This window comes from Acinetobacter wanghuae (genome assembly GCF_009557235.1).
In the GTDB taxonomy this organism is placed as follows: domain Bacteria; phylum Pseudomonadota; class Gammaproteobacteria; order Pseudomonadales; family Moraxellaceae; genus Acinetobacter; species Acinetobacter wanghuae.
This window is the reverse complement of sequence record NZ_CP045650.1, coordinates 2,301,491-2,323,584: the sequence shown is the minus strand read 5'-3', so window position 1 is coordinate 2,323,584 and position 22,094 is coordinate 2,301,491. Positions and strand designations below refer to the sequence as shown.

Annotated in this window: 21 protein-coding genes, 2 tRNA genes and 3 rRNA genes; 16 read left to right on the top strand and 10 right to left on the bottom strand. The window is 42.4% G+C overall.

Annotated elements, in window-relative coordinates; all coding sequences use genetic code 11:
* Nucleotides 1-2 precede the first annotated feature (2 nt).
* From GFH30_RS11025 to GFH30_RS11010, 4 genes are all read left to right on the top strand, one after another.
* Nucleotides 3-662: a ribonuclease T2 family protein gene (locus GFH30_RS11025; RefSeq protein ID WP_406565732.1), complete on the top strand. Its 660-nt coding sequence runs from the start codon at nucleotides 3-5 to the stop codon at nucleotides 660-662.
* A gap of 167 nt (nucleotides 663-829) precedes the next feature.
* The gene (locus tag GFH30_RS11020; RefSeq protein WP_153372596.1) at nucleotides 830-1,816 is read left to right on the top strand and encodes a malate dehydrogenase; all 987 of its coding nucleotides are present in this window, start codon (nucleotides 830-832) and stop codon (nucleotides 1,814-1,816) included.
* Between the two features lie 180 nt (nucleotides 1,817-1,996).
* Nucleotides 1,997-2,257, top strand: a complete 261-nt coding sequence (locus tag GFH30_RS11015) for a DUF2789 family protein (protein ID WP_153372594.1) — start codon at nucleotides 1,997-1,999, stop codon at nucleotides 2,255-2,257.
* A 107-nt stretch (nucleotides 2,258-2,364) separates the two neighbouring features.
* Nucleotides 2,365-2,622: a DUF2789 family protein gene (locus tag GFH30_RS11010; RefSeq protein WP_153372592.1), complete on the top strand. Its 258-nt coding sequence runs from the start codon at nucleotides 2,365-2,367 to the stop codon at nucleotides 2,620-2,622.
* A gap of 63 nt (nucleotides 2,623-2,685) precedes the next feature.
* On the opposite strand, the gene GFH30_RS11005 is transcribed toward GFH30_RS11010, so the two are convergent.
* Together GFH30_RS11005 and GFH30_RS11000 are read right to left on the bottom strand one after the other, a co-directional pair.
* A complete protein-coding gene (locus GFH30_RS11005) occupies nucleotides 2,686-3,213 on the bottom strand; it encodes a hypothetical protein (RefSeq protein ID WP_153372590.1) in 528 nt (175 codons plus the stop codon).
* A gap of 58 nt (nucleotides 3,214-3,271) precedes the next feature.
* Nucleotides 3,272-3,874, bottom strand: coding sequence for a 2OG-Fe(II) oxygenase (locus GFH30_RS11000; RefSeq protein ID WP_153372588.1), 603 nt, complete (start codon nucleotides 3,872-3,874; stop codon nucleotides 3,272-3,274).
* A 115-nt stretch (nucleotides 3,875-3,989) separates the two neighbouring features.
* Here GFH30_RS11000 and GFH30_RS10995 point away from each other — a divergent pair, with 115 nt between their 5' ends.
* The 8 genes from GFH30_RS10995 to rrf all read left to right on the top strand — a co-directional run bounded on the left by GFH30_RS10995 (nucleotide 3,990) and on the right by rrf (nucleotide 12,670).
* On the top strand, nucleotides 3,990-4,847 hold the full coding sequence (locus GFH30_RS10995; protein ID WP_153372586.1) for a 23S rRNA (adenine(2030)-N(6))-methyltransferase RlmJ: 858 nt from the start codon (nucleotides 3,990-3,992) through the stop codon (nucleotides 4,845-4,847).
* Between the two features lie 42 nt (nucleotides 4,848-4,889).
* Nucleotides 4,890-5,702 carry a CDP-diacylglycerol--serine O-phosphatidyltransferase gene (gene pssA / locus GFH30_RS10990; RefSeq protein ID WP_153372584.1) on the top strand — a complete coding sequence of 271 codons (813 nt, stop codon included), beginning with the start codon at nucleotides 4,890-4,892 and terminating at the stop codon, nucleotides 5,700-5,702.
* Between the two features lie 25 nt (nucleotides 5,703-5,727).
* Nucleotides 5,728-6,837, top strand: coding sequence for a DUF6670 family protein (locus GFH30_RS10985; protein WP_153372583.1), 1,110 nt, complete (start codon nucleotides 5,728-5,730; stop codon nucleotides 6,835-6,837).
* A 399-nt stretch (nucleotides 6,838-7,236) separates the two neighbouring features.
* A 16S ribosomal RNA gene (locus tag GFH30_RS10980) occupies nucleotides 7,237-8,774 on the top strand.
* Between the two features lie 60 nt (nucleotides 8,775-8,834).
* Nucleotides 8,835-8,911, top strand: a tRNA-Ile gene (locus tag GFH30_RS10975).
* 68 nt (nucleotides 8,912-8,979) lie between these two features.
* Nucleotides 8,980-9,055: transfer RNA gene (locus GFH30_RS10970), tRNA-Ala, on the top strand.
* A gap of 423 nt (nucleotides 9,056-9,478) precedes the next feature.
* Nucleotides 9,479-12,375, top strand: a 23S ribosomal RNA gene (locus GFH30_RS10965).
* 180 nt (nucleotides 12,376-12,555) lie between these two features.
* Nucleotides 12,556-12,670 (top strand): 5S ribosomal RNA (gene rrf / locus GFH30_RS10960).
* Together the 16S, 23S and 5S rRNA genes with 2 tRNA genes alongside form the textbook arrangement of a ribosomal RNA operon.
* A 501-nt stretch (nucleotides 12,671-13,171) precedes the next feature.
* Here the strand turns inward: rrf and GFH30_RS10955 are convergent.
* From GFH30_RS10955 to GFH30_RS10945, 3 genes are all read right to left on the bottom strand, one after another.
* A complete protein-coding gene (locus GFH30_RS10955) occupies nucleotides 13,172-14,554 on the bottom strand; it encodes a dihydrolipoyl dehydrogenase (RefSeq protein ID WP_153372581.1) in 1,383 nt (460 codons plus the stop codon).
* Nucleotides 14,555-14,754: 200 nt separating this feature from the next.
* The gene (locus tag GFH30_RS10950; RefSeq protein ID WP_153372579.1) at nucleotides 14,755-15,177 is read right to left on the bottom strand and encodes a beta-lactamase hydrolase domain-containing protein; all 423 of its coding nucleotides are present in this window, start codon (nucleotides 15,175-15,177) and stop codon (nucleotides 14,755-14,757) included.
* Nucleotides 15,170-15,505, bottom strand: a complete 336-nt coding sequence (locus tag GFH30_RS10945) for a TIGR01244 family sulfur transferase (protein WP_153372577.1) — start codon at nucleotides 15,503-15,505, stop codon at nucleotides 15,170-15,172. The genes GFH30_RS10950 and GFH30_RS10945 overlap by 8 nt, the downstream gene beginning before the upstream one ends.
* A 124-nt stretch (nucleotides 15,506-15,629) precedes the next feature.
* Here GFH30_RS10945 and GFH30_RS10940 point away from each other — a divergent pair, with 124 nt between their 5' ends.
* The 3 genes from GFH30_RS10940 to GFH30_RS10930 are packed head-to-tail and all read left to right on the top strand — an operon-like array spanning nucleotide 15,630 to nucleotide 17,406.
* On the top strand, nucleotides 15,630-16,526 hold the full coding sequence (locus tag GFH30_RS10940) for an alpha/beta hydrolase (RefSeq protein WP_153372576.1): 897 nt from the start codon (nucleotides 15,630-15,632) through the stop codon (nucleotides 16,524-16,526).
* Nucleotides 16,527-16,952 carry a thioredoxin TrxC gene (gene trxC / locus GFH30_RS10935; RefSeq protein ID WP_153372574.1) on the top strand — a complete coding sequence of 142 codons (426 nt, stop codon included), beginning with the start codon at nucleotides 16,527-16,529 and terminating at the stop codon, nucleotides 16,950-16,952. It abuts the gene before it with no gap.
* A 25-nt stretch (nucleotides 16,953-16,977) separates the two neighbouring features.
* The gene (locus GFH30_RS10930; protein ID WP_153372573.1) at nucleotides 16,978-17,406 is read left to right on the top strand and encodes an acyl-CoA thioesterase; all 429 of its coding nucleotides are present in this window, start codon (nucleotides 16,978-16,980) and stop codon (nucleotides 17,404-17,406) included.
* Between the two features lie 60 nt (nucleotides 17,407-17,466).
* Here the strand turns inward: GFH30_RS10930 and GFH30_RS10925 are convergent, their stop codons facing one another.
* The 3 genes from GFH30_RS10925 to GFH30_RS10915 form a co-directional block, all read right to left on the bottom strand.
* Nucleotides 17,467-17,943: a nuclear transport factor 2 family protein gene (locus GFH30_RS10925; protein WP_153372571.1), complete on the bottom strand. Its 477-nt coding sequence runs from the start codon at nucleotides 17,941-17,943 to the stop codon at nucleotides 17,467-17,469.
* Nucleotides 17,944-18,079: 136 nt separating this feature from the next.
* Complete coding sequence (locus GFH30_RS10920; RefSeq protein ID WP_153372569.1) at nucleotides 18,080-18,583, bottom strand: DUF4442 domain-containing protein; 504 nt, start codon at nucleotides 18,581-18,583, stop codon at nucleotides 18,080-18,082.
* A gap of 28 nt (nucleotides 18,584-18,611) precedes the next feature.
* A complete protein-coding gene (locus GFH30_RS10915; protein ID WP_153372567.1) occupies nucleotides 18,612-19,100 on the bottom strand; it encodes a YajQ family cyclic di-GMP-binding protein in 489 nt (162 codons plus the stop codon).
* Between the two features lie 91 nt (nucleotides 19,101-19,191).
* Between GFH30_RS10915 and GFH30_RS10910 the strand changes: the two genes are divergently transcribed.
* Nucleotides 19,192-19,506 (top strand): rhodanese-like domain-containing protein, encoded by a 315-nt coding sequence (locus tag GFH30_RS10910; protein ID WP_153372565.1) that lies wholly within the window; start codon nucleotides 19,192-19,194, stop codon nucleotides 19,504-19,506.
* A gap of 110 nt (nucleotides 19,507-19,616) precedes the next feature.
* Here the strand turns inward: GFH30_RS10910 and mnmC are convergent, their stop codons facing one another.
* On the bottom strand, nucleotides 19,617-21,533 hold the full coding sequence (gene mnmC / locus GFH30_RS10905) for an FAD-dependent 5-carboxymethylaminomethyl-2-thiouridine(34) oxidoreductase MnmC (protein WP_153372563.1): 1,917 nt from the start codon (nucleotides 21,531-21,533) through the stop codon (nucleotides 19,617-19,619).
* 39 nt (nucleotides 21,534-21,572) lie between these two features.
* Nucleotides 21,573-22,091 carry a hypothetical protein gene (locus GFH30_RS10900; RefSeq protein WP_153372561.1) on the bottom strand — a complete coding sequence of 173 codons (519 nt, stop codon included), beginning with the start codon at nucleotides 22,089-22,091 and terminating at the stop codon, nucleotides 21,573-21,575.
* Between the last annotated feature and the right edge of the window lie 3 nt (nucleotides 22,092-22,094).

The following is a 22,094-nucleotide window of genomic DNA, read 5'->3' as shown; positions in this document are numbered from 1 at the left end:
AAATGGAGAATAGTGATTTACTCGTGGTGTTAATGCGTAATCGTCGTGTAGGTTTAGCTTGCGCTGCTGTATTATTTACAGTGGTGAGCCCGAGTGTCACCGCTGCATCTCCTCACTATATTATGGATGTGCAGCTTGTGCCTGCGGTCTGTAGTTTGTCGCCAGAGTTAGCCAAAAGACGTAAGTGTCTAGAAGGCTTCTCCTTAAATATATCTGGCTTGTTTCCTGAAACGGTATCAGGGGATTGCACGACACAGAGCTCTGCTAAACTTCAACCTTTACAAGCCAAGGTTGTTGCACGGGTCATGCCTGATGAAAATAGTCGTGCATTGTTGTGGCGGAATATTGGTGGGTGCGTGCCGATGAATGCCAGTCAGTACTTCCGAAATATTATTAATTATGCAGATCGTCTAAAAGTCCCTGAAGAGCTGACTGGGCAAGAAAATGTCGTCATGCCCTTGGATGCTTTACGTGCTAAATTTGTAAAAATAAATCAAAGTATGCCCGCCAATGGCGTCATATTTAATTGTCAAAAAACCTCAAAAGGCAATTTATTAACGTCCATTAAAGTCTGTTATCACGCCAATGGTAAATACAAAGCCTGTCCAACACATGTCGTCAACACTTGCGCTAAAAATGTTTTGATTAAAGGGACTTATTAACTTGTTTTTACAATTTAATAAGTATTTCCTATGAGACTTTTGTTGAATTACATCCTGATTTATATGCATGACGGACAGGATTGGAGTACAATCTTTGGCGTTTAAGAACATTAGATTAAACACTGATTATTTAATCGCATTGACTATCCTCAATTGGAGATAATTACATGAAGCAACCTGTTCGCGTTGCCGTTACTGGCGCTGCTGGTCAAATTGGTTACAGCCTATTATTCCGTATCGCTAGCGGTGAAATGTTGGGTAAAGACCAACCCGTTATTCTTCAATTATTAGAAGTTCCTTTTGAGAAAGCTCAACAAGCGCTTAAAGGCGTAATGATGGAACTTCAAGACTGCGCATTCCCACTTTTAGCGGATATGATCGGTACTGATGATCCTAAAGTTGCATTTAAAGATGCTGACTACGCACTTTTAGTTGGTTCACGTCCACGTGGTCCTGGTATGGAACGTGCTGAATTACTTAAAGTAAACGGTGAAATCTTCATCGGTCAAGGTAAAGCGCTTAACGAAGTTGCTAGCCGTGACGTTAAAGTACTTGTTGTAGGTAACCCTGCAAATACAAATGCTTACATCGCAATGAAATCAGCACCTGATCTTCCAGCGAAAAACTTCACTGCAATGTTACGTCTTGACCACAACCGTGCTGCATCTCAAATTGCGGCTAAAACTGGTAAAGCAGTTAAAGACATTAAAAACCTTACAGTTTGGGGTAACCACTCTCCAACAATGTATGCTGACTACCGTTTTGCAACAATTAACGGCGAAAGCGTTAAAGACATGATCAACGACCAAGAATGGAATGCAAATACATTCCTTCCAACTGTTGGTAAACGTGGTGCTGCGATCATCGAAGCACGTGGTTTGTCTTCAGCTGCATCTGCTGCAAATGCTGCAATCGACCATATGCGCGATTGGGCTCTTGGCACAAACGGCGAATGGGTAACTATGGGTATTCCTTCTGACGGTTCTTATGGTATTCCTGAAGGCGTAATGTTCGGTTTCCCTGTAACAACTGAAAATGGCGAATACAAAATCGTTCAAGGTCTTGAGATCGACGAATTCAGCCGTGAACGTATCAACGTTACGCTTGAAGAGTTAGAAGGCGAACGTGCAGCGATTGCTGACATGGTTAAATAATTTAGTCTTTTAGATTAAGTTAAAAAAAGCACTCCATTTGGGGTGCTTTTTTATGCTCATATAAAATGTGAGCGGGGCTATACAAAAAATAACATGATCCGCGCAAGTGACTAGCAGATAAAAACATAAGCTTGCGTTAGGCTTTTAATGAAAGCCACTATAAAACAATAGGAGTCGATCATGTTTGATGAACAACCCACCTTAGAATTATTATTTCAACAACTCGGCTTAGATTCAGATCAAGCGTCAATTGATCGATTTATTGAAGAACATCAGCTCGATCAGAACACCCCTTTACATAAAGCCAGTTTTTGGTCTAAAAATCAGCATGATTTCATTATCGGGCATTGGAAAAAAGATGATGAATGGGCAATTCCTGTTGATACCTTAAATGCACTATTGCATCAGAATGATGGTGTGGAAAATGTTGCCGATCAATAGCACAACAAATTGATACAAGAAACCTAGCTAAACAGCTAGGTTTTTTTATGAAAATATCATAAGTTTGATGAATAAATAAACACAATATAATTGATAAGGAGGGCGAGATGCTCACTCAACACCATCCATCCTTAGAGTTGCTTTTCTCTCAATTAGGTCTTGCCAATAGTCCAGCCGCAATTGAATTGTATGTGCGTACGCATCAGCTTCCCGCTGATCTTTATTTGCATGATGCGCCATTTTGGAATAAATCACAGCGCTCATTGCTCATTAGTCATCTGGTACAAGATGATGATTGGGCAATCTGGGTTGATGAACTCAATCAACAATTGCACTTAGATGCTTCTAAACGCCGTTTGGCTTAATCTAAAAAAATATCTTTAGCTAAAAAAATGCCTCCAATTGGAGGCATTTTTTATGGTGTAAATTTAATGCATTTTACTTTTGATAATCGCTTGAAACCAGTCAAGCGCATGATATTGCTCAAACGCATGATGCTGCTGTAAAAGTTCCAAATCAAATTCATTGCTTTGGCTATATTTAGTGAGCCAATGCCGAGTCAAAGCAGGTTCATTGTTAGCGCTATAGGCATACGCCAAAGCAAACAAAATATCGCCATGACCAAAACGTGTCATCGGTTTTAAAATTTGGCGGGTAATAATGGCATAACGCGCTTCTTTGGTAATTTCAAAGAACATCATATAAGCCTTTGCCAAATCTAAAGACAAATTGATATACAAACTCAGCGGCATTTCTTCAAATTCAATCCGCGCTTGCTCAAGTAAAACAATCGCTTCTTGCAAGAAGTGAATTTGTTCCTGACGTACTTGGCTTAAAGTCACTAACTGTAAACGTAAGTCAGCACGTTCAAGTGCAAGTTCAGGTGTATTGCCATTTAAAAATAATTGGTCGGTTTCACCGATACGCACAATGACTTGCTTGGTATCTAATGTCATGAACGGCATCCTCATTTCTTTATATCAGCTATATGAGGCTGATTTTTTCAATTTAAAGTTAAATGATGCCTGAATCACTGCGTAGCCATGCGGTAATAGACAGACGTTGATGTTTAGCCAACAAGACTTCATGCAATAAATCACTTTGGAACAGTGCCATCCGATTCGGCTTAGGGGCAAGAACATGCCAAGCGCCGTTTTTATCTTGTAGACGCAGTTCACCGCCCCAATCTGCTTGCCATTCATCGTGTAAGTAATACACGCTTGAAATCATGCGACCGTTTTTACCTTGCGGATTATCTTTATGTAGTGCATAGAATTCACCTGCGTTATAGCAAGCAAAATGTGCTTCGACGTCTTTAATGCCTAAATAAAATGCCCGATTCAACGCTTGACCTAATATTTCGAGCATTTGTACATGTTGATTTGACACTTTTAAATCGGGGTTAAGCCATAAAATATGATCGCTACGGATGTTGCTCACAATGCCATTTTGAATGGCTGCATCACGAAATCGTGCTAAGTTATGGGTGCATTCTGCAATTAGATCTACAATATATTCAGTCTCATAGGCATCATCGACGATACTAAAACCATGTTGATCTAAATCATCCAAAATTCGATCAACAGACCACGACTTTGGGAGCTGAATTGCATCCATAACATTAACCTAAAAATCAAAAACCTATAGCGCTGCTATTCTAGTGTAAGAAACGAAACTGAACGAAACTATTTTTCATGTTAAAATGGTGGTTGATATGAGGAATTAATGAAACATGAATTACCGTCACCATTTCCATGCTGGCAACTTTGCCGATGTCATGAAGCACGTATTATTACTGCAACTATTGACTCGATTAAATGCGAAAGATAAACCCTATCGCTATGTAGATACCCATGGTGGTGCAGGCAAATACGATCTTTCAACATCTGAGGCACAAAAGTCAGGTGAGTTCTTAAACGGTATTCATCGTCTTGTTAAACTTGATGATTCAATTAAACGTACTGCGCCTGAAGGTATTCAACAATACTTAAAAGTCGTTGAAGGCATGCGTGAAAACTTCGGTAAGGGTGCTTACCCAGGTTCTCCATGGTTTGCGCTTGAAGGTATGCGTGAAATCGACAAAGCGACCATTTTTGAAATGCAACGTGACGTGTTCCAACAGCTTCGTCATAACATCTTTGACAAGCGTGCGGGCTTACATGAACGTGATGCGTATGAAGGTTTATTAGCAGTCATTCCACCGAAAGAAAAACGTGGTTTGGTGATGATTGACCCGCCATATGAAATTGAACGTAAAGATTTCCCACAATTAGTGAATCTTTTGGTTGCTGCTTATAAAAAATGGCCGACAGGTTGTTTTGCAGTTTGGTATCCAATTAAAGACCGCGCCATGATTGAACGTTTTGAGAAAAAAATGTTTAAAACTGGTATTCGTCGTCAATTGGTCTGTGAAGTTTGTGTGTGGCCAGATGACACACCTGTTGGCTTAAATGGTTGCGGTTTACTTGTGATTAATCCACCTTGGAAATTCTCACAAGATGCGGATGAAGCACTTCAGTGGTTATTCCCACATTTACGTATGACAGAAAATGGTGGTCATGCGGCAGTTCGCTGGTTGGTTGGCGAATAAAATTAAGAAAAATTAGTTCATAGATAGAATGGATCGACGAAAATGACAAATACGCAAAAGCCTGAACGTGAATCTTCAACCGGTGTACCATTCGATGGCATCACTTTTGAGGTGGAAGAAGAAGAGCACACGCAAGAAGGGCAAAAGGTCAAACGTCGTGGCATCTATCTATGGCCGAACCTGATTACAACGGCCGCGTTGTTGTCAGGTTTCTATTCGATTATTGCCAGCATGGATGGTCATTATCAACAAGCAATTTATGCGATTTTCCTTGCTGCATTGTTTGATGGTCTTGATGGTCGTGTCGCACGTGCGATTGGTGCACAAAGCCCATTTGGCGAACAGTTTGACTCGCTTTCAGATATGTTGGCATTTGGTGTTGCACCTGCCATCTTAATGTATAGCTGGGCATTACATGATCTGGGTCGTATTGGTTTGGCTGCATGTTTTGTTTTTACCGCTTGTGCAGCTTTCCGTTTAGCGCGCTTTAATGTTCAAATTGGTGTGGTCGATAAACGTTATTTCATTGGGGTGGCGAGTCCGCTTGCAGCACTCATGATTATTTCATTGGTTTGGGTCGGTTTAGACTTTACTGAAATTTTTGATATTCATGATTTAACTGTACAGATCTTACTTGCGATTGCGATTATTGTCGCTGGTTTGCTCATGATCTCGAACATCAAATACTATTCGTTTAAAACGGTAGAACGTAAACGCGTGCCGTTCTTTGTGTTACCCATTGCAGTATTTATCTTTGCCGCAATGACTTATAACATTCCTGTGGGAATTCTCGTGATTTCTGTGATTTATGCATTATCTGGTTTTGTCACCACACTGATGGCAAGAAAAGAGTAGCACTATATGAGCTAAGGAGTCTGACATGCGCGTTCTTCAATTTTTTTTAGATCGATCCAAGCAGCTCAATCAGACTCCTTACGCGCCACAAGCTTTGGCTTATCAAGCACCAAATAAAAAATATAAAATTATTCATCAAGCCTTGATGATTCCAAATTTACCTGCACCACTTCATTATCTGAATTTTTTAAGCATCATTGGTCAGCCCAATGCACCGATGCTGTGCAATTCTAGTGCGATTCAAACCACCGCTTTAGATACTGCAACAGTCATATGTAGCAGCAGTCCGCATATGCATGGGCATTTCAACCATTATTCGATTGAAAAAGAATGCCAATTTCAAAATGATCGTTTTGAATTTCTAGACCGCGAAAAGTTACAAGGCTCGTTTCCTGAGTTTCAACTTACGCGTAAGGATTCAGAACTGAGTTTTGATTTGAAGATTCAAACCAGCACGCTTATTTCACATTTTACCCATATGCGATTTTCACTTGCTGAACATTGGTCACTGCTTTGTGAGTGTCAAGGCTGGATTCAATATCAAGATCAACGTTATATGATTGAGAGTTTAGCGAGTTTTGAATATGCGCGAAGTTTTAACTTTCCTTATTTGCCTTTGGCTTTCTTCACCTATCAAGTGATTAATCTAAGTCGTAATCGACAAATTTTATTGGCACAGATTCGAGATTCTTATAATGCGATTATTCAATCTCGTATTTATTTAAGAGATTTAAATCAGCAGACCTCCCAGATGTTTGAAGATCGGGTTTATTTCAAAGTTCATCGTGTCTATCCGCAAGTCGTTACGCCAAATGGTCAAAAGATGTATTTGCCTCGCGAATTTGCATGGTCGTATCAAAATGATCAAGATGGGATGCATATTCAAATACAAGCACAAAGTCGTGGTGATTTTAAATTTGGTGTGGCAGCAGGCTATGTCGGCAGCTTTTGTTATGACATCACAATCAATAATGAAACTGAAAAAGGCGAGGGCGGCTATTGTGAATACATCGATTGCCGTGCTTTAAAGTTCCAAGAAAACGATAAACATGAAAATTTAATAAATAATTTTGCCAATATTGCTTCAATAACAACCAAAAGAAGAGAAAAAAGTGCTTTTTGGTTCAATAAATAAGCGGGCGATAGAAAAGATTGAAAATAGGGGTTGTGTTGGGTGTGAAATGCTGTAGAATGCACATCCATCGGCAGTGATGAAGATTAAAACTTCTGATAAAACAATGGCTTAGCACAAGATGTTAAGAATTGATTTTAGAAAGAAAGTTTAAAATAATTTGAATTACTGATTGACACTAGATAAATCTAGTGTAATATAGCCGACCTAGCTTGCTGGTGACGAACCAACAAGAAGATCATTAAGAGATTATGAAGAACAACTTGTGTGGATTTTTACTGATTGATTGATCGAAATTATTTTCATTGATTGATGGTAGAAATTACTCGAAGTTTATTTAAGAAATATTTGTCAGAAAATTGATGAGCCAAGATTGGTAGCCTTTAAGCTACTACTGATTTTAAACTGAAGAGTTTGATCATGGCTCAGATTGAACGCTGGCGGCAGGCTTAACACATGCAAGTCGAGCGGATGAAAGTAGCTTGCTACTGGATTCAGCGGCGGACGGGTGAGTAATACTTAGGAATCTGCCCATTAATGGGGGACAACAGTTGGAAACGACTGCTAATACCGCATACGCCCTACGGGGGAAAGCAGGGGATCTTCGGACCTTGCGTTAATGGATGAGCCTAAGTCAGATTAGCTAGTTGGTGGGGTAAAGGCCTACCAAGGCGACGATCTGTAGCGGGTCTGAGAGGATGATCCGCCACACTGGGACTGAGACACGGCCCAGACTCCTACGGGAGGCAGCAGTGGGGAATATTGGACAATGGGGGGAACCCTGATCCAGCCATGCCGCGTGTGTGAAGAAGGCCTTTTGGTTGTAAAGCACTTTAAGCGAGGAGGAGGCGCCCTAGACTAATACTCTAGGTGCGTGGACGTTACTCGCAGAATAAGCACCGGCTAACTCTGTGCCAGCAGCCGCGGTAATACAGAGGGTGCGAGCGTTAATCGGATTTACTGGGCGTAAAGCGTGCGTAGGTGGCCAATTAAGTCAAATGTGAAATCCCTGAGCTTAACTTAGGAATTGCATTCGATACTGGTTGGCTAGAGTATGGGAGAGGATGGTAGAATTCCAGGTGTAGCGGTGAAATGCGTAGAGATCTGGAGGAATACCGATGGCGAAGGCAGCCATCTGGCCTAATACTGACACTGAGGCACGAAAGCATGGGGAGCAAACAGGATTAGATACCCTGGTAGTCCATGCCGTAAACGATGTCTACTAGCCGTTGGGGTCTTTGAGACTTTAGTGGCGCAGCTAACGCGATAAGTAGACCGCCTGGGGAGTACGGTCGCAAGACTAAAACTCAAATGAATTGACGGGGGCCCGCACAAGCGGTGGAGCATGTGGTTTAATTCGATGCAACGCGAAGAACCTTACCTGGTCTTGACATAGTAAGAACTTTCCAGAGATGGATTGGTGCCTTCGGGAGCTTACATACAGGTGCTGCATGGCTGTCGTCAGCTCGTGTCGTGAGATGTTGGGTTAAGTCCCGCAACGAGCGCAACCCTTTTCCTTATTTGCCAGCGGGTTAAGCCGGGAACTTTAAGGATACTGCCAGTGACAAACTGGAGGAAGGCGGGGACGACGTCAAGTCATCATGGCCCTTACGACCAGGGCTACACACGTGCTACAATGGTCGGTACAAAGGGTTGCTACCTAGCGATAGGATGCTAATCTCAAAAAGCCGATCGTAGTCCGGATTGGAGTCTGCAACTCGACTCCATGAAGTCGGAATCGCTAGTAATCGCGGATCAGAATGCCGCGGTGAATACGTTCCCGGGCCTTGTACACACCGCCCGTCACACCATGGGAGTTTGTTGCACCAGAAGTAGCTAGCCTAACTTAATTGAGGGCGGTTACCACGGTGTGGCCGACGACTGGGGTGAAGTCGTAACAAGGTAGCCGTAGGGGAACCTGCGGCTGGATCACCTCCTTAACGAAAGATTGACGATTGGTAAGAATCCACAACAAGTTGTTCTTCATACGATGTACCTGAGGGTCTGTAGCTCAGTTGGTTAGAGCACACGCTTGATAAGCGTGGGGTCACAAGTTCAAGTCTTGTCAGACCCACCACTACTGACGAAGCAAGCAATTGCAGAGTAAGACAGAGAATCAGAATACATTGATCTAAATGATAAGCTGGGGACTTAGCTTAGTTGGTAGAGCGCCTGCTTTGCACGCAGGAGGTCAACGGTTCGACTCCGTTAGTCTCCACCAAATTTCAAGACAAGAAAAGCATGCTTTTCCTTGAAATTTAGGCAAGAAGCTACGCTTCGCGCAGTATGTGATCATACGGTGCTGAGGTTGATTAGTCCTTGAGCTATCAAGTGTTTAGATCCTAGAGATTAACAAGTATAAGCGTTATGATACGCGCACTTGGTAATCTCTGTGATTTATCACAGTTGCTACGATCCGATGAGGACGTAGATAATCATTAACAGAATATATTTGAGTTGAAATAAATTGTTTAAGGCTCATTTCAAGTAAGCAATTACGAGGAATGAGAAACTAGCGATTAACTGAATCAAGCGTTTTGGTATATGATTTTGATTGAAGCTGTACAGTGATTAAATTCACAGTACTTCGAACTGTATGTTGAAGGTGCTCCTTGTAGGTACCGTCGACTGTTTGGGGTTGTATAGTCAAGTAATTAAGTGCATGTGGTGGATGCCTTGGCAGTCAGAGGCGATGAAAGACGTAATAGCCTGCGAAAAGCTCCGGGGAGGCGGCAAATATCCTGTGATCCGGAGATGTCTGAATGGGGAAACCCACTTACCATAAGGTAGGTATTGCATGATGAATACATAGTCATGCAAGGCGAACGAGGGGAAGTGAAACATCTCAGTACCCTTAGGAAAAGAAATCAATTGAGATTCCCTTAGTAGCGGCGAGCGAACGGGGATCAGCCCATTAAGTTACATAAGCTTTAGTGGAACGCTCTGGGAAGTGCGAACGTAGAGGGTGATATTCCCGTACACGAAAGGGCTTATGTAATGATGACGAGTAGGGCGAGGCACGTGAAACCTTGTCTGAATATGGGGGGACCATCCTCCAAGGCTAAATACTCCTGACTGACCGATAGTGAACCAGTACCGTGAGGGAAAGGCGAAAAGAACCCCTGTGAGGGGAGTGAAATAGATCCTGAAACCGCATGCATACAAGCAGTGGGAGCCGGCATTGTGTCCGGTGACTGCGTACCTTTTGTATAATGGGTCAGCGACTTACATTCAGTAGCAAGGTTAACCGAATAGGGGAGCCGTAGAGAAATCGAGTCTTAATAGGGCGTTTAGTTGCTGGGTGTAGACCCGAAACCGGGTGATCTATCCATGAGCAGGTTGAAGGTTGGGTAACACTAACTGGAGGACCGAACCCACTGTCGTTGAAAAGCCAGGGGATGACTTGTGGATAGGGGTGAAAGGCTAATCAAACTCGGTGATAGCTGGTTCTCCCCGAAAGCTATTTAGGTAGCGCCTCGGACGAATACCATTGGGGGTAGAGCACTGTTTCGGCTAGGGGGTCATCCCGACTTACCAAACCGATGCAAACTCCGAATACCAATGAGTACTATCCGGGAGACAGACTGCGGGTGCTAACGTCCGTAGTCAAGAGGAAAACAATCCAGACCGCCAGCTAAGGCCCCAAAATTATAGTTAAGTGGGAAACGATGTGGGAAGGCATAGACAGCTAGGAGGTTGGCTTAGAAGCAGCCACCCTTTAAAGAAAGCGTAATAGCTCACTAGTCGAGTCGGCCTGCGCGGAAGATGTAACGGGGCTAAAACTATATGCCGAAGCTGCGGATTTGCAATTTATTGCAAGTGGTAGGGGAGCGTTCTGTAAGCCGATGAAGGTGGATTGAGAAGTCTGCTGGAGGTATCAGAAGTGCGAATGCTGACGTGAGTAACGACAAAACGAGTGAAAAACTCGTTCGCTGAAAGACCAAGGGTTCCAGTCCAACGTTAATCGGGGCTGGGTGAGTCGACCCCTAAGGCGAGGCCGAGAGGCGTAGTCGATGGGAAATTGGTTAATATTCCAATACTTCTGTGTAATGCGATGAGAGGACGGAGAAGGTTAAGTCAGCCTGGCGTTGGTTGTCCAGGTGAAAGACAGTAGGCATGCATCTTAGGCAAATCCGGGGTGCTCTATGCTGAGAGTTGATAGCAAGCTGTACTTGTACAGCGAAGTGGCTGATACCATACTTCCAGGAAAAGTCTCTAAGCTTCAGTTACACAGGAATCGTACCCGAAACCGACACAGGTGGTCAGGTCGAGTAGACCAAAGCGCTTGAGAGAACTCTGCTGAAGGAACTAGGCAAAATGGTACCGTAACTTCGGGAGAAGGTACGCTGTCGACGGTGACGGAATTTACTTCCTGAGCGGTTGACAGCCACAGAAACCAGGCCCCTGCAACTGTTTATTAAAAACATAGCACTCTGCAAACACGAAAGTGGACGTATAGGGTGTGATGCCTGCCCGGTGCTGGAAGGTTAATTGATGTGGTTAGCGCAAGCGAAGCTATTGATCGAAGCCCCAGTAAACGGCGGCCGTAACTATAACGGTCCTAAGGTAGCGAAATTCCTTGTCGGGTAAGTTCCGACCTGCACGAATGGCATAATGATGGGGGCGCTGTCTCCAGCAGAGACTCAGTGAAATCGAATTCGCCGTGAAGATGCGGTGTACCCGCGGCTAGACGGAAAGACCCCGTGAACCTTTACTGCAGCTTGACATTGAACTTTGATCTTACTTGTGTAGGATAGGTGGGAGGCTTTGAAGTCGTGACGCTAGTTGCGATGGAGCCAATCTTGAAATACCACCCTGGTAATATTGAGGTTCTAACTCTGCTCCATAATCTGGAGCGAGGACCATGTCTGGTGGGTAGTTTGACTGGGGCGGTCTCCTCCTAAAGAGTAACGGAGGAGTACGAAGGTGCGCTCAGCGTGGTCGGAAATCACGCGTAGAGTATAAAGGCAAAAGCGCGCTTAACTGCGAGACCCACAAGTCGAGCAGGTACGAAAGTAGGTCTTAGTGATCCGGTGGTTCTGTATGGAAGGGCCATCGCTCAACGGATAAAAGGTACTCTGGGGATAACAGGCTGATACCGCCCAAGAGTTCATATCGACGGCGGTGTTTGGCACCTCGATGTCGGCTCATCTCATCCTGGGGCTGAAGCAGGTCCCAAGGGTATGGCTGTTCGCCATTTAAAGAGGTACGCGAGCTGGGTTTAGAACGTCGTGAGACAGTTCGGTCCCTATCTACCGTGGGCGTTGGAAATTTGAGAGGATCTGCTCCTAGTACGAGAGGACCAGAGTGGACGAACCTCTGGTGTACCGGTTGTGACGCCAGTCGCATCGCCGGGTAGCTATGTTCGGAAGGGATAACCGCTGAAAGCATCTAAGCGGGAAGCCTACCTCAAGATAAGATTTCCCAAGGACTTTATGTCCTCTAAAGAGCCGTTGAAGACTACGACGTTGATAGGTTGGATGTGGAAGTGCAGTGATGTATGAAGCTGACCAATACTAATTGCTCGTGAGGCTTGACTATACAACACCCAAACAGTTGGTGTTGTAGTCGAAATCACTACAAAACAACTTGATTTAGTTTGAAAGCTAAGTAAAATTAAACAACACATCGATACTCAAATATCTCTGTTAATAACTCTTTTGACCAAAGCTAGGCATGCGAAAGCAACTAAGACCATAGCGAGTAATCATAAACAGTTGTGCTGGCGACAATAGCAAGAGTGAACCACCTGATCCCTTCCCGAACTCAGAAGTGAAACCTCTTAGCGCTGATGGTAGTGTGGGATTACCCATGTGAGAGTAAGTCATCGCCAGCTCATTAATTCAAAACCCCCTCAATCAAAAGATTGAGGGGGTTTTTCTATGCGCGGAAAAAAGTTAAACTTATGATAAGAGATATAAAATGATTACAAAAAATGCATAGGAAGTTTTATCCTCACTATTTGCTATTAAACATTTTGATTTCAGCAATTTTTATTGTGATTGTCATGTATCCTAAAAGCTTGCTCTTAAATTATTGGATGGTGCTCTTATGTTGGATACTTGGGATTGTTCTGATGCATTTTTTAATTTTACATCTACCTATCTTTAAACAATTTTATATAAATCGCAGAAAGCTTCAGAATGTTGTGGTGCAAACACGAAAATATAATCATGCTGAACATAAAGCAGCACCTGTTATGTCGGGCATAGTTGTATTTATTATTGTGGGTGCAGCACTATATCTTTTAAATATCACTCAATATTATGTGGAATATGCTTTTATTACAGCATTATCGACAGGGAATATGAGTTATTACTATACTCCCTGATAGATTTCACTCATTTGTATTCAGTTGCCGTCTTGTATGCTTTAAAGCAGTTCTTAAACCTTCTTCAATCGTAGGGTGATAGAAGGGCTTATCAAGTAAGTCATCAACGCTAAGTGACTCTGTAATCATCCAAGCAAGTAAATGTGCTAAATGCTCTGCTTCATAACAGAAAAGCTCCGCACCTAAAATTTTTCTTGACGATTTATCAACATAAATTTCAGCAGCACCTTGGTTTTTGCTATTTACAATGGCACGCCCTTGCTTTGAGTAATCAATAAATCCTGTTACGAAATCAACTTTTTGATCAGTTAACGTTTTAAAATTCTGACCAATTGATGCCATTTGTGGTGAGCAAAATACGATTCCTAAAGGCGCGAGTGTTTTTACATGAGATGCTTTGCCATCGATTAAAATATGTTTGGCAATCATTTTCCCTTCATGCGCTGCTTCGTGTTGAATAGGGGTATCGGTATGTGCATCTCCTACAATATAAATAGGATAATCAGAAAGTTGCTTGGTTTGAGGATGAACTGGTAAGTCTTTTAGATCTTTAAATTGAGCAGTTATATTTTCGAGTTTAAGCGTATTTAAACGGGTTTTCCGACCCGTAGCTGACAAGACATAATCGACATTTAAAACGTGTTGTTGATCATCTTTTTGATAAATAATTTCCACGCTATTTTCTATTGTTCTGTAAGCTTCAGGTAGGGTTTCAAAATGCAGATTGAGTTCCTTCGCTAATTCATTTTGAGCAAGTTCTTGTAGCTTTGGACTAGCCAATGAACCGACTTTGCGACTTCGCGCGAAAATATCAGTTTTCACCCCTAGACGATGCATGGCTTGCGCAATTTCTATCGCAATGACACCACTACCAATCACAGCGAGTGAAGCGGGTAATTGTTCTAACTCAAATATTTGGTCAGTTGTAATAAGTCTACCACCTAATTTTTCTTTAAGATCGGCATCCACATTTGGCGTAGAACCGACAGCGAGAATAAAGTGTTTTGCTTGATAGGTTGAGCCATTCACTTGAATCGTATTCGCATTTATAAATTCCGCGCGACCTGAAATTTTATGTTCAGCTTTCCAAGAATCGACATCTTTTAGAGTAGCGCGAATAAATCGATGTCGTAATTGCTGTAAATGTTGCATCACTTGAGATGTATCAAGCTCAACTTGAGCGCTTAAACCTAAGCCATCTAAATGTTGTATGTCATAAGCACGATTTGCCGATGAAATGAGAACTTTACTCGGCATACAGCCTACTCGAGCACAAGTGGTGTCCCAAGGTCCGTCATTGATAATTAAAAGATTATGAGTGTATTTAAGTGCTTCTTTATACGCTGAAATACCAGCAGTACCTGCACCAATGATAATAAGGTCGTACATAACGCAAGATCGTGATAAGCATATTAAACAGTCTTAGCATACTTACCATTGATCGGCTAGAAGAGTTTTGCAATAAATAAACGGCCCATGAGCCGTTTATTTCTTAGATGCTACTACCAACGCTGACACCGACGGTCGGTCTGACGTTCATTGAACTACAGCCGGTAAATACGAGAGTACAACATAAGATGAGTAAGAGTTTATTCATGAATAAGTCCTTGTGCTTGCGCCTGGTTGAACAAATCTGCTGAACGAGTACCACTGCGACACACCATTAAAATAGGTTTGGGTAACTCATTATAATATTTAGCAAATTCTGTAATATTCGCTTGCGTAATTTGCCCACTTGTCACAGGTTGATAAATCACACTGACGTGAGATCGTTCCGCAATACTACGTAATTGGCTCACTGTCACCAAGTTACCAGGTTCTTGATCAGGGCGATTCACAATCACGGCTTTAAAGCCTTCATTGATCAACTTTTGAAATTTATCAATACTCATTTGCCCCGTGACACTCACGTTTTCGGTCAGTGCACGACTTAAATGACTGGTTGCCATACTCATAGAGGACACGGCAAAAATGCTGAGAAATACAGCACTTTTCCAGAATGACTTAGTCATCTAATAAATCCATTTGTTTGGCAAGTTGGTACAAATTATTTGAGCGATTGCCTGTACGACAGAACATTAACAAAGGTTTTGGCAATTCATTGTAGTGATTTGCAAATGCACGTACATCAAGTTCCGTAATTTGACCGGCAACCACAGGTTGATAGACGTAATCTAAGCCTGCATTGCGTGCTGCTTCTTCAATTTGTGCGCTGGTCGGTTGATCAGGACCACCTTCCATATCTGGACGGTTATTAATGATCGATTTAAAACCTTTTTCATGTACTTGAGATACTTGTTCAGGTGAGATTTGACCTGCAAAACCTACATTTTCACTCATGATGTCACTCCATCATTTCATTTATCAAGATATGCTTTATGATAGCATTAAGCACAAAAATGAGCAGAATGTTCTTAAGTTTTTATAAATGATTGATACTAAAAAATAACGCAATGGAGCGCGTATGCACGCCTATACAGTCGAACCACTGTATGTCAAAAGTGGTCAGGACGTGATTGCTGCAGATTTTTATCGCCCAAAACACATTGAAAAGCCTGCTGTAATTTTAATGGCACATGGTTTAGCGGCATTACGTCATTTTAAACTGATGGATTATGCAAAACGTTTTGCAGCAGCCGGTTATGCGGTGATTTTATTTGACTATCGTTATTGGGGTGGCAGTACAGGTCGTCCACGTGAATTGGTCTCGATTAGTGCGCAGCTTGAAGATTGGCAGACCATGATTGCGCACGTCAAACAGCGTAAATCTGTGGATACCAAACGTGTCGTGCTGTGGGGTACATCACTGAGTGGTGGGCATGTCCTTACGCTTGCCGCGCAAATGCAAAATCTGCAAGCTGTCATGGTACAAATTCCCTTTGTCGATGGGGCAGAAAGCGTCAAACAATATCCGCTGCATTATTTGCCTCGCGCTTTAAAGTTATCGAGTCAGGATTATATGGGCTCAAAAGTTGGCATGTTACCAAAGACCTTAGAGGTGGTGCATCCAACCGATTTATGCGTGATGCCGACACCTGATAGTTATGATGGCTATTTATCTATTGTTAATTCAGATTATTATTGGAGTGGCGCGATTCCTGCACGGATCTTTTTTCACTTAATTCGTTACCGTCCGATTCAAGACGTCCGTAATATTCGTATTCCGGTCTTATTTATTGCCGCACAAAAAGACAGTCTGATTCCAATTGAATCAAGTCGTGAAACAGCGACCAATCTTGCGCCATTTGCTGAATATCATGAGTGGAATATTAAACATTTTGATATTTATCATGGTGAATGGTTTGAAAAAGCCATTGCGACCCAATTAGACTTCTTACATCAACATATTGGAGTTCGTTAGATGATTATTGTATGCCCATCATGTTTGGCTAAAAATCGCGTTCCTGAAGACAAATTGGGCTCAAATCCGGCATGCGGTCAATGTCATCAAGGTCTTATACCACTCGCACCCATTGAATTAAATGAGCAAAATTTTAGTCAATTTATTAGCAACAGTGATTTACCTGTACTGATTGATTTATGGGCGGATTGGTGTGGTCCTTGTAAAATGATGGCACCGCATTTTGCCAATGTTGCGAAGCTTTATCCCAATGTCGTGTTTGCTAAAATTGATACTGAAGCGAATCCACGTTTAAGTGCGGCATTTAATGTGCGCAGTATTCCGACTTTGGTGTTGATGAATAAAACGACAGAAGTTGCTAGAATAAGTGGTGCGCTCAGAACCCCTGAGTTACAACAATGGCTTGATCAGCAGCTCAGTGCTTAATTCTATTCAGATGCTTGGAGTGAATGTGTCAGAATCTCACGTAAAACCAGAGGGAACACTTTCCCTACAAACCATAGCGATGCCTGCCGATACCAACTGGAGCGGTGATGTATTTGGCGGTTGGATTGTGTCACAAATGGACTTGGCAGGTGCCATTCATGCAGAACGTTTTTCAAAAGGACGTTGTGCAACCATTTCCATTAACCAGATGACATTCTTAGTGCCTGTGAAAGTGGGCGATGTGATTAGTGTTTACACCAAAATTTTAAAAGTGGGTAATACGTCCATTCAAATGCAAATTGAAGTTTGGGATAGCCATGACAGTTCACGTGATCCAATTCGTGTGACAGAAGGGGTGTATACCTTTGTTGCAGTCGACGTAAAAGGCAATAAGCGTGCGATTCCAGATGAATCTAAACAGCGCTTTGCAGAGCTACAACAGCAACAGAATTGATTCATTGAGAATTAAAAAACCAGACATTATGTCTGGTTTTTTATTTTTACAGCTAGCGCGTTAGAACATGGTATTTTTGTTGGCACTTGGTTTTGGGACCTGTTGCTGTACATCCCAATGCTCCACAATTTTGCCATTTTCAACACGGAAAATATCGACAACGGCTGTACCGAGATCCTTCGAATTTTGCGTAGAATGTACGTGTAACCACACCAAGTCACCGTCTGCGACAACGCGTTTAATGGTGCTTTTTGCATCGGGGTTTTCTTTAAAATATTGGGTAAAGTAATTCACGAATGGTGCTTTGCCATCGGGGACATGAGGGTTATGTTGGATGTATTGATTGCCAATATAACGGTCTGAATATGCCTTTACCTCATGCTTTTGAAAGACACCCTCATAAAAATCGACCACGATGTTTTTGTTTTGCTCGGCTTGAGATTTGACCCGTACAGTCGATTGAGGATCAGCAGCTTGAACGCTACTGAGTGTCGGAATACTTAAAACAAGGGCAGTCGCCAATAATACTTTTTTCATAGTAATGCTCAATATCATTGATGGAGAATATGTCTATATTGAGCATGAATGAATCTGTAAACGAGCTTTATTTTGTGGCAGCTTGGTGCAAATCACGTAAGCATCACACTTACCCAACAGTAAGTTTTATTTACATTTATTTATTTTTCAGGTAAGACTTTGCGACCCATGCCCACAACATTTCACATTGAATTGGTGCTTCACCAGATTCATCTGTTAAGGTTACTTTTACCAAGGTTTCACCACGCTCGAGTTCACGTATTTGTTGTTGTTGTTCAGGCGTTAATGTGGCGATGGCGCGCATCGCACCTTTGCTTGGGCGTTTGTAATCGATATTGATGGATTTAATCAAAACAATTGCAGAATCAGGCACATTCATTGCGGTGACAAATCCTGTGGCTGTTTCTGCAAGCAATGCCATTGCACAAGCATGCAGTTGACCAATATGGTTTTGCATGGCTTTGTGATTGGCAATGGTGATTTCAACTTCAGACGCCGTCACATTAATGTAACGAATCTTGGCTGAGCCGACCATCGGGACAACGCGACCAAAGGTTTTACTCAAGACTGTACTTCGAATGCCCTGAGGCAATTTTGAAGTGGCTTTTACCAGTTTGGAAAGTTTATTGGTCTGCGTCATAATCCCTTCTTTAAGATCCTCAATGATCTTAATCTTTAAAGTTATTGAACTGTAAAGGCACGCCAAATTGTTGTTCTTTTAAGAACGCCATAATTTGTTGCAACGTATCGCGCTTTTTGTCAGTCACGCGAATTTTATCCCCTTGAATAGAAGATTGCGCTTTAATGCCGCTTTCTTTAATGGCTTTATTAATTTTTTTCGCGGTATCTGAGTCAAGACCATCTTTCAGTTTGATGATTTGAATCACGTTTTTACCAGAAGCCGTCATTTTTTGTGGATCAAGCGCTTGAATATCGACTTTACGTTTAAAGAAATGATTTTCAAGCATGCTATAGACTTGTTCACACTGGAAATCACTTTCAGTCGAAATTTTAATTTCTTTATTTTTTTCGTTTAACTCGATAGAAACGTCTTGGCCGCGGAAGTCAAAGCGGGTCGCAATCTCTTTTTGCGTGTTTTGAACCGCATGGTTCACTTCAAAAACTTCTAATTCAGAAACAATATCAAAAGAAGGCATGGTTTAGACCTTTACAAATGGAAAGAATATCTGAGATGCTAGGGATGTTTTCTTCATTTGCCAAGTGTTGTTTACATCAAAGGAGTGCACAATGATCCGTAAACAAGAAATTACAACATTTGAGTTCCCAGAAAATGCAATTATCTGGGATGTTCGTGATTCTAGTGCTTATGCTGAAGCACACGTGAAAGGGGCAGTCAATCAGCCCATTAGCGGTCTTTCTGCAGACAGCCTAACTCAGGTGTCAACGGATCAACCCATTTACATTTTATGTGGTGGTGGAAGCAAAGCGCCTCGCGCAGCTGAATTATTAGAGGGTTATGACAGCTCACGCGAATATGTCATTTTGATGGGTGGCACACGTGCTGCACGTGATGCAGGCTTAGCACTTGAACAAGGTGCGTAAGTTAGATTTAAAAAAGCGCCGTAAGGCGCTTTTTTATGGACTAATTATTTTAGACCGCATCGCTTAATCGAGCTAAAGTTGGTCTGAATTTGCTATTCAAAACATTTTTCTTAATCTGTCTTTTTTGAAGGAATAGGACCTTTAAAATAAGGTTTTCTCACACGTACTTTTTTTTGAAAACGTGTGGCACGTAATTTTTTGACCAAGCTCGATGGAAGTGGACACGCTTCACCGAGCATCTGAGCCGCTAAAACTTCAGCACACAGTGGCGCAAACAAAAAACCTTTCGAGCCAAGACCCGCAAAACTATACATTTCTTCATCAGCTTTCATTTGACCCAAAATAGGAAAATAATCCTGACTTAAAGCACGCAGCGATGCTCGACCTTGCCATTCATCAATCGGGGCTAAACCTTCTGCATATTCAGGAAACGCATTGTGGATCAGTGTGTAGTTATGCACATGATCTTCTTCACGTGTTTCGGTATTTTCACTATTCGGGTAAAACGATGCACCCATGATTAGATGCTCAGCATCCAATTGCATCGCATAACCCGCATAGCTATACGCCATATTGGGATCTAATGGATGATGTTGATTATTGAGCCAACTGACTTGTCCGCGCGTGGGTTTAAGAATCGGATAATTTTCAAAAAATTGGGCTGTATCTTTGGCGGTACACATCACGACATGATCAAATTCACCAAGCAGTACGTCATCTTCAAATAGCTGAACTTGATCCTGTTGTATGACCTGAGTAATTTTAGCTTGCTGATAAGTAATATTTTCATGTGCTAAAACCTCCTCACAGAAGACATGAGGCAAGATAGCACCGCCTTGTAACAAGTTTAAACTTGAGTATTCAGTCTTCAGGTTTTGTTGCTCAGCAGGCTGTGTTTTGAATACGCCTTGTGGATAATCATCGGCTAAAGCGAGCAGCTGTTCAGGATCTTTAAGTGCCAATTGATTGATTTGAATGGGGCGAAAGGCTTTAAATTTTGCATAGTGCAGCAGTGCGTATTGCCAAGCCAATGCAATGAGATGCTCACTGGTTTGCTCAATTGGACACAGTTTTGGATTCAGCAAAGCCAAGGGATTGCCAGACCCACCTGCAAGTGGCGCTGTTTGATCGTAAATGGTCACCGAATGCCCACGCTGAGCAAATGCCCACGCACTGCTTAAACCTGCGATTCCTGCGCCAATCACAGCGATTTTTCGTGCTTTCAGTATTGGTTTTCGGTTTGCTACAGCATTTTGTGGCGTGCTCGTGTCAGTGTTGTTATTTTCATGCTCTGTTTCAGTATTCCAAATCGCTTTAAGCATTTGAGATTTACTGCCAAAGCCACGTGGAAGTGAAATATGAATACCGTGCTGCTGTAGTCCACGTTTTAAAACACCAGCCACACTAAATGATGAAAATGTTGTGCCAATGTCGGACAAGCGAACGACCTGACTGAGGACATTGTCTGCCCAAAGATCAGGATTGCAGGAGGGCGCAAAACCATCTAAGAACCATGCATTGACAGCTGCTGTTTTTTCAACATTGGGCAAAATCTCTTGTGCATCACCTAACCATAAATCAATACTAAAACGTTCTTCAGGGAAAGTCAGACGATGCACGCCTGCAAGCGGCAGCGGGTATTGCGATATCAACAGCTCACTAAAGACAGAAAGCTCAGGCCATGCTTTTAATGCACGAGTTAAATCTTGCTTGCTGAGTGGGAATTTCTCCACAGAAATGACATGTAAATGACTCTGATTATCCGCTCGAACCTGTTGCCATAACTGCCATAAAGCCAAGATGTTTAAGCCTGTTCCAAAGCCAGTTTCGCCCACGCAAAAGTATTCAAACGGTTTTAAACTGGCAAGACGTTCACTTAAATCATTGCCATTTAAAAACACATGACGCGTTTCTAATAAACCATTGTCTTTGGAAAAATACACATCACCAAATTGCTTGGATACAGGCACATCAATGCCGTCAATCAACTGCCAATCAAGATCGGCATTTTGAATTGCATGAGACACAACAGGAACAACCTTAAGAACATCGGGAAGGGGAATAGGTTACCACTGACGACGACGTTTGGTATAAACGTAGCTGGCAATTAAAAAACCAAGTAATACACCGACTGCAATCGTAGCAGCGCCGTAGAGAAACATCTGTGCACTGCGTTCACTTTGCAAAACTTGGACTTGCACACCTAAACTGTCATTTTTGAGCTGCAATTCTTGGTTTTGTGACAAAGCCTCTAAGTTGGCTTTTTCAAGTTGTTGTAAGCGTGTGGCTTGATCTTTGACCAAGGCTTTTACTTTCGCATCTTGCAAGGCTTTATTTTTAGCAATTTGTTCCGCTGTTAAGGGCTTATCACTTGCAACGGCAATTTGTCCGTTTGTTGCAGCAACAGGCATGACACCTGATGGTGTTGTTGCTTGAGGTTTTTGGACTGCAACTGCAGGTTGAATACTGGCAGTAGGAGGCGCGTGCTGTGACGTTGCTGCTTCATTGGGTGAGGTGACTTCAACAGCCCAAGCCGCTTGGCTTGATACAATCAGACTGAGAAGACTAGCAAAAACAACACGCATGAG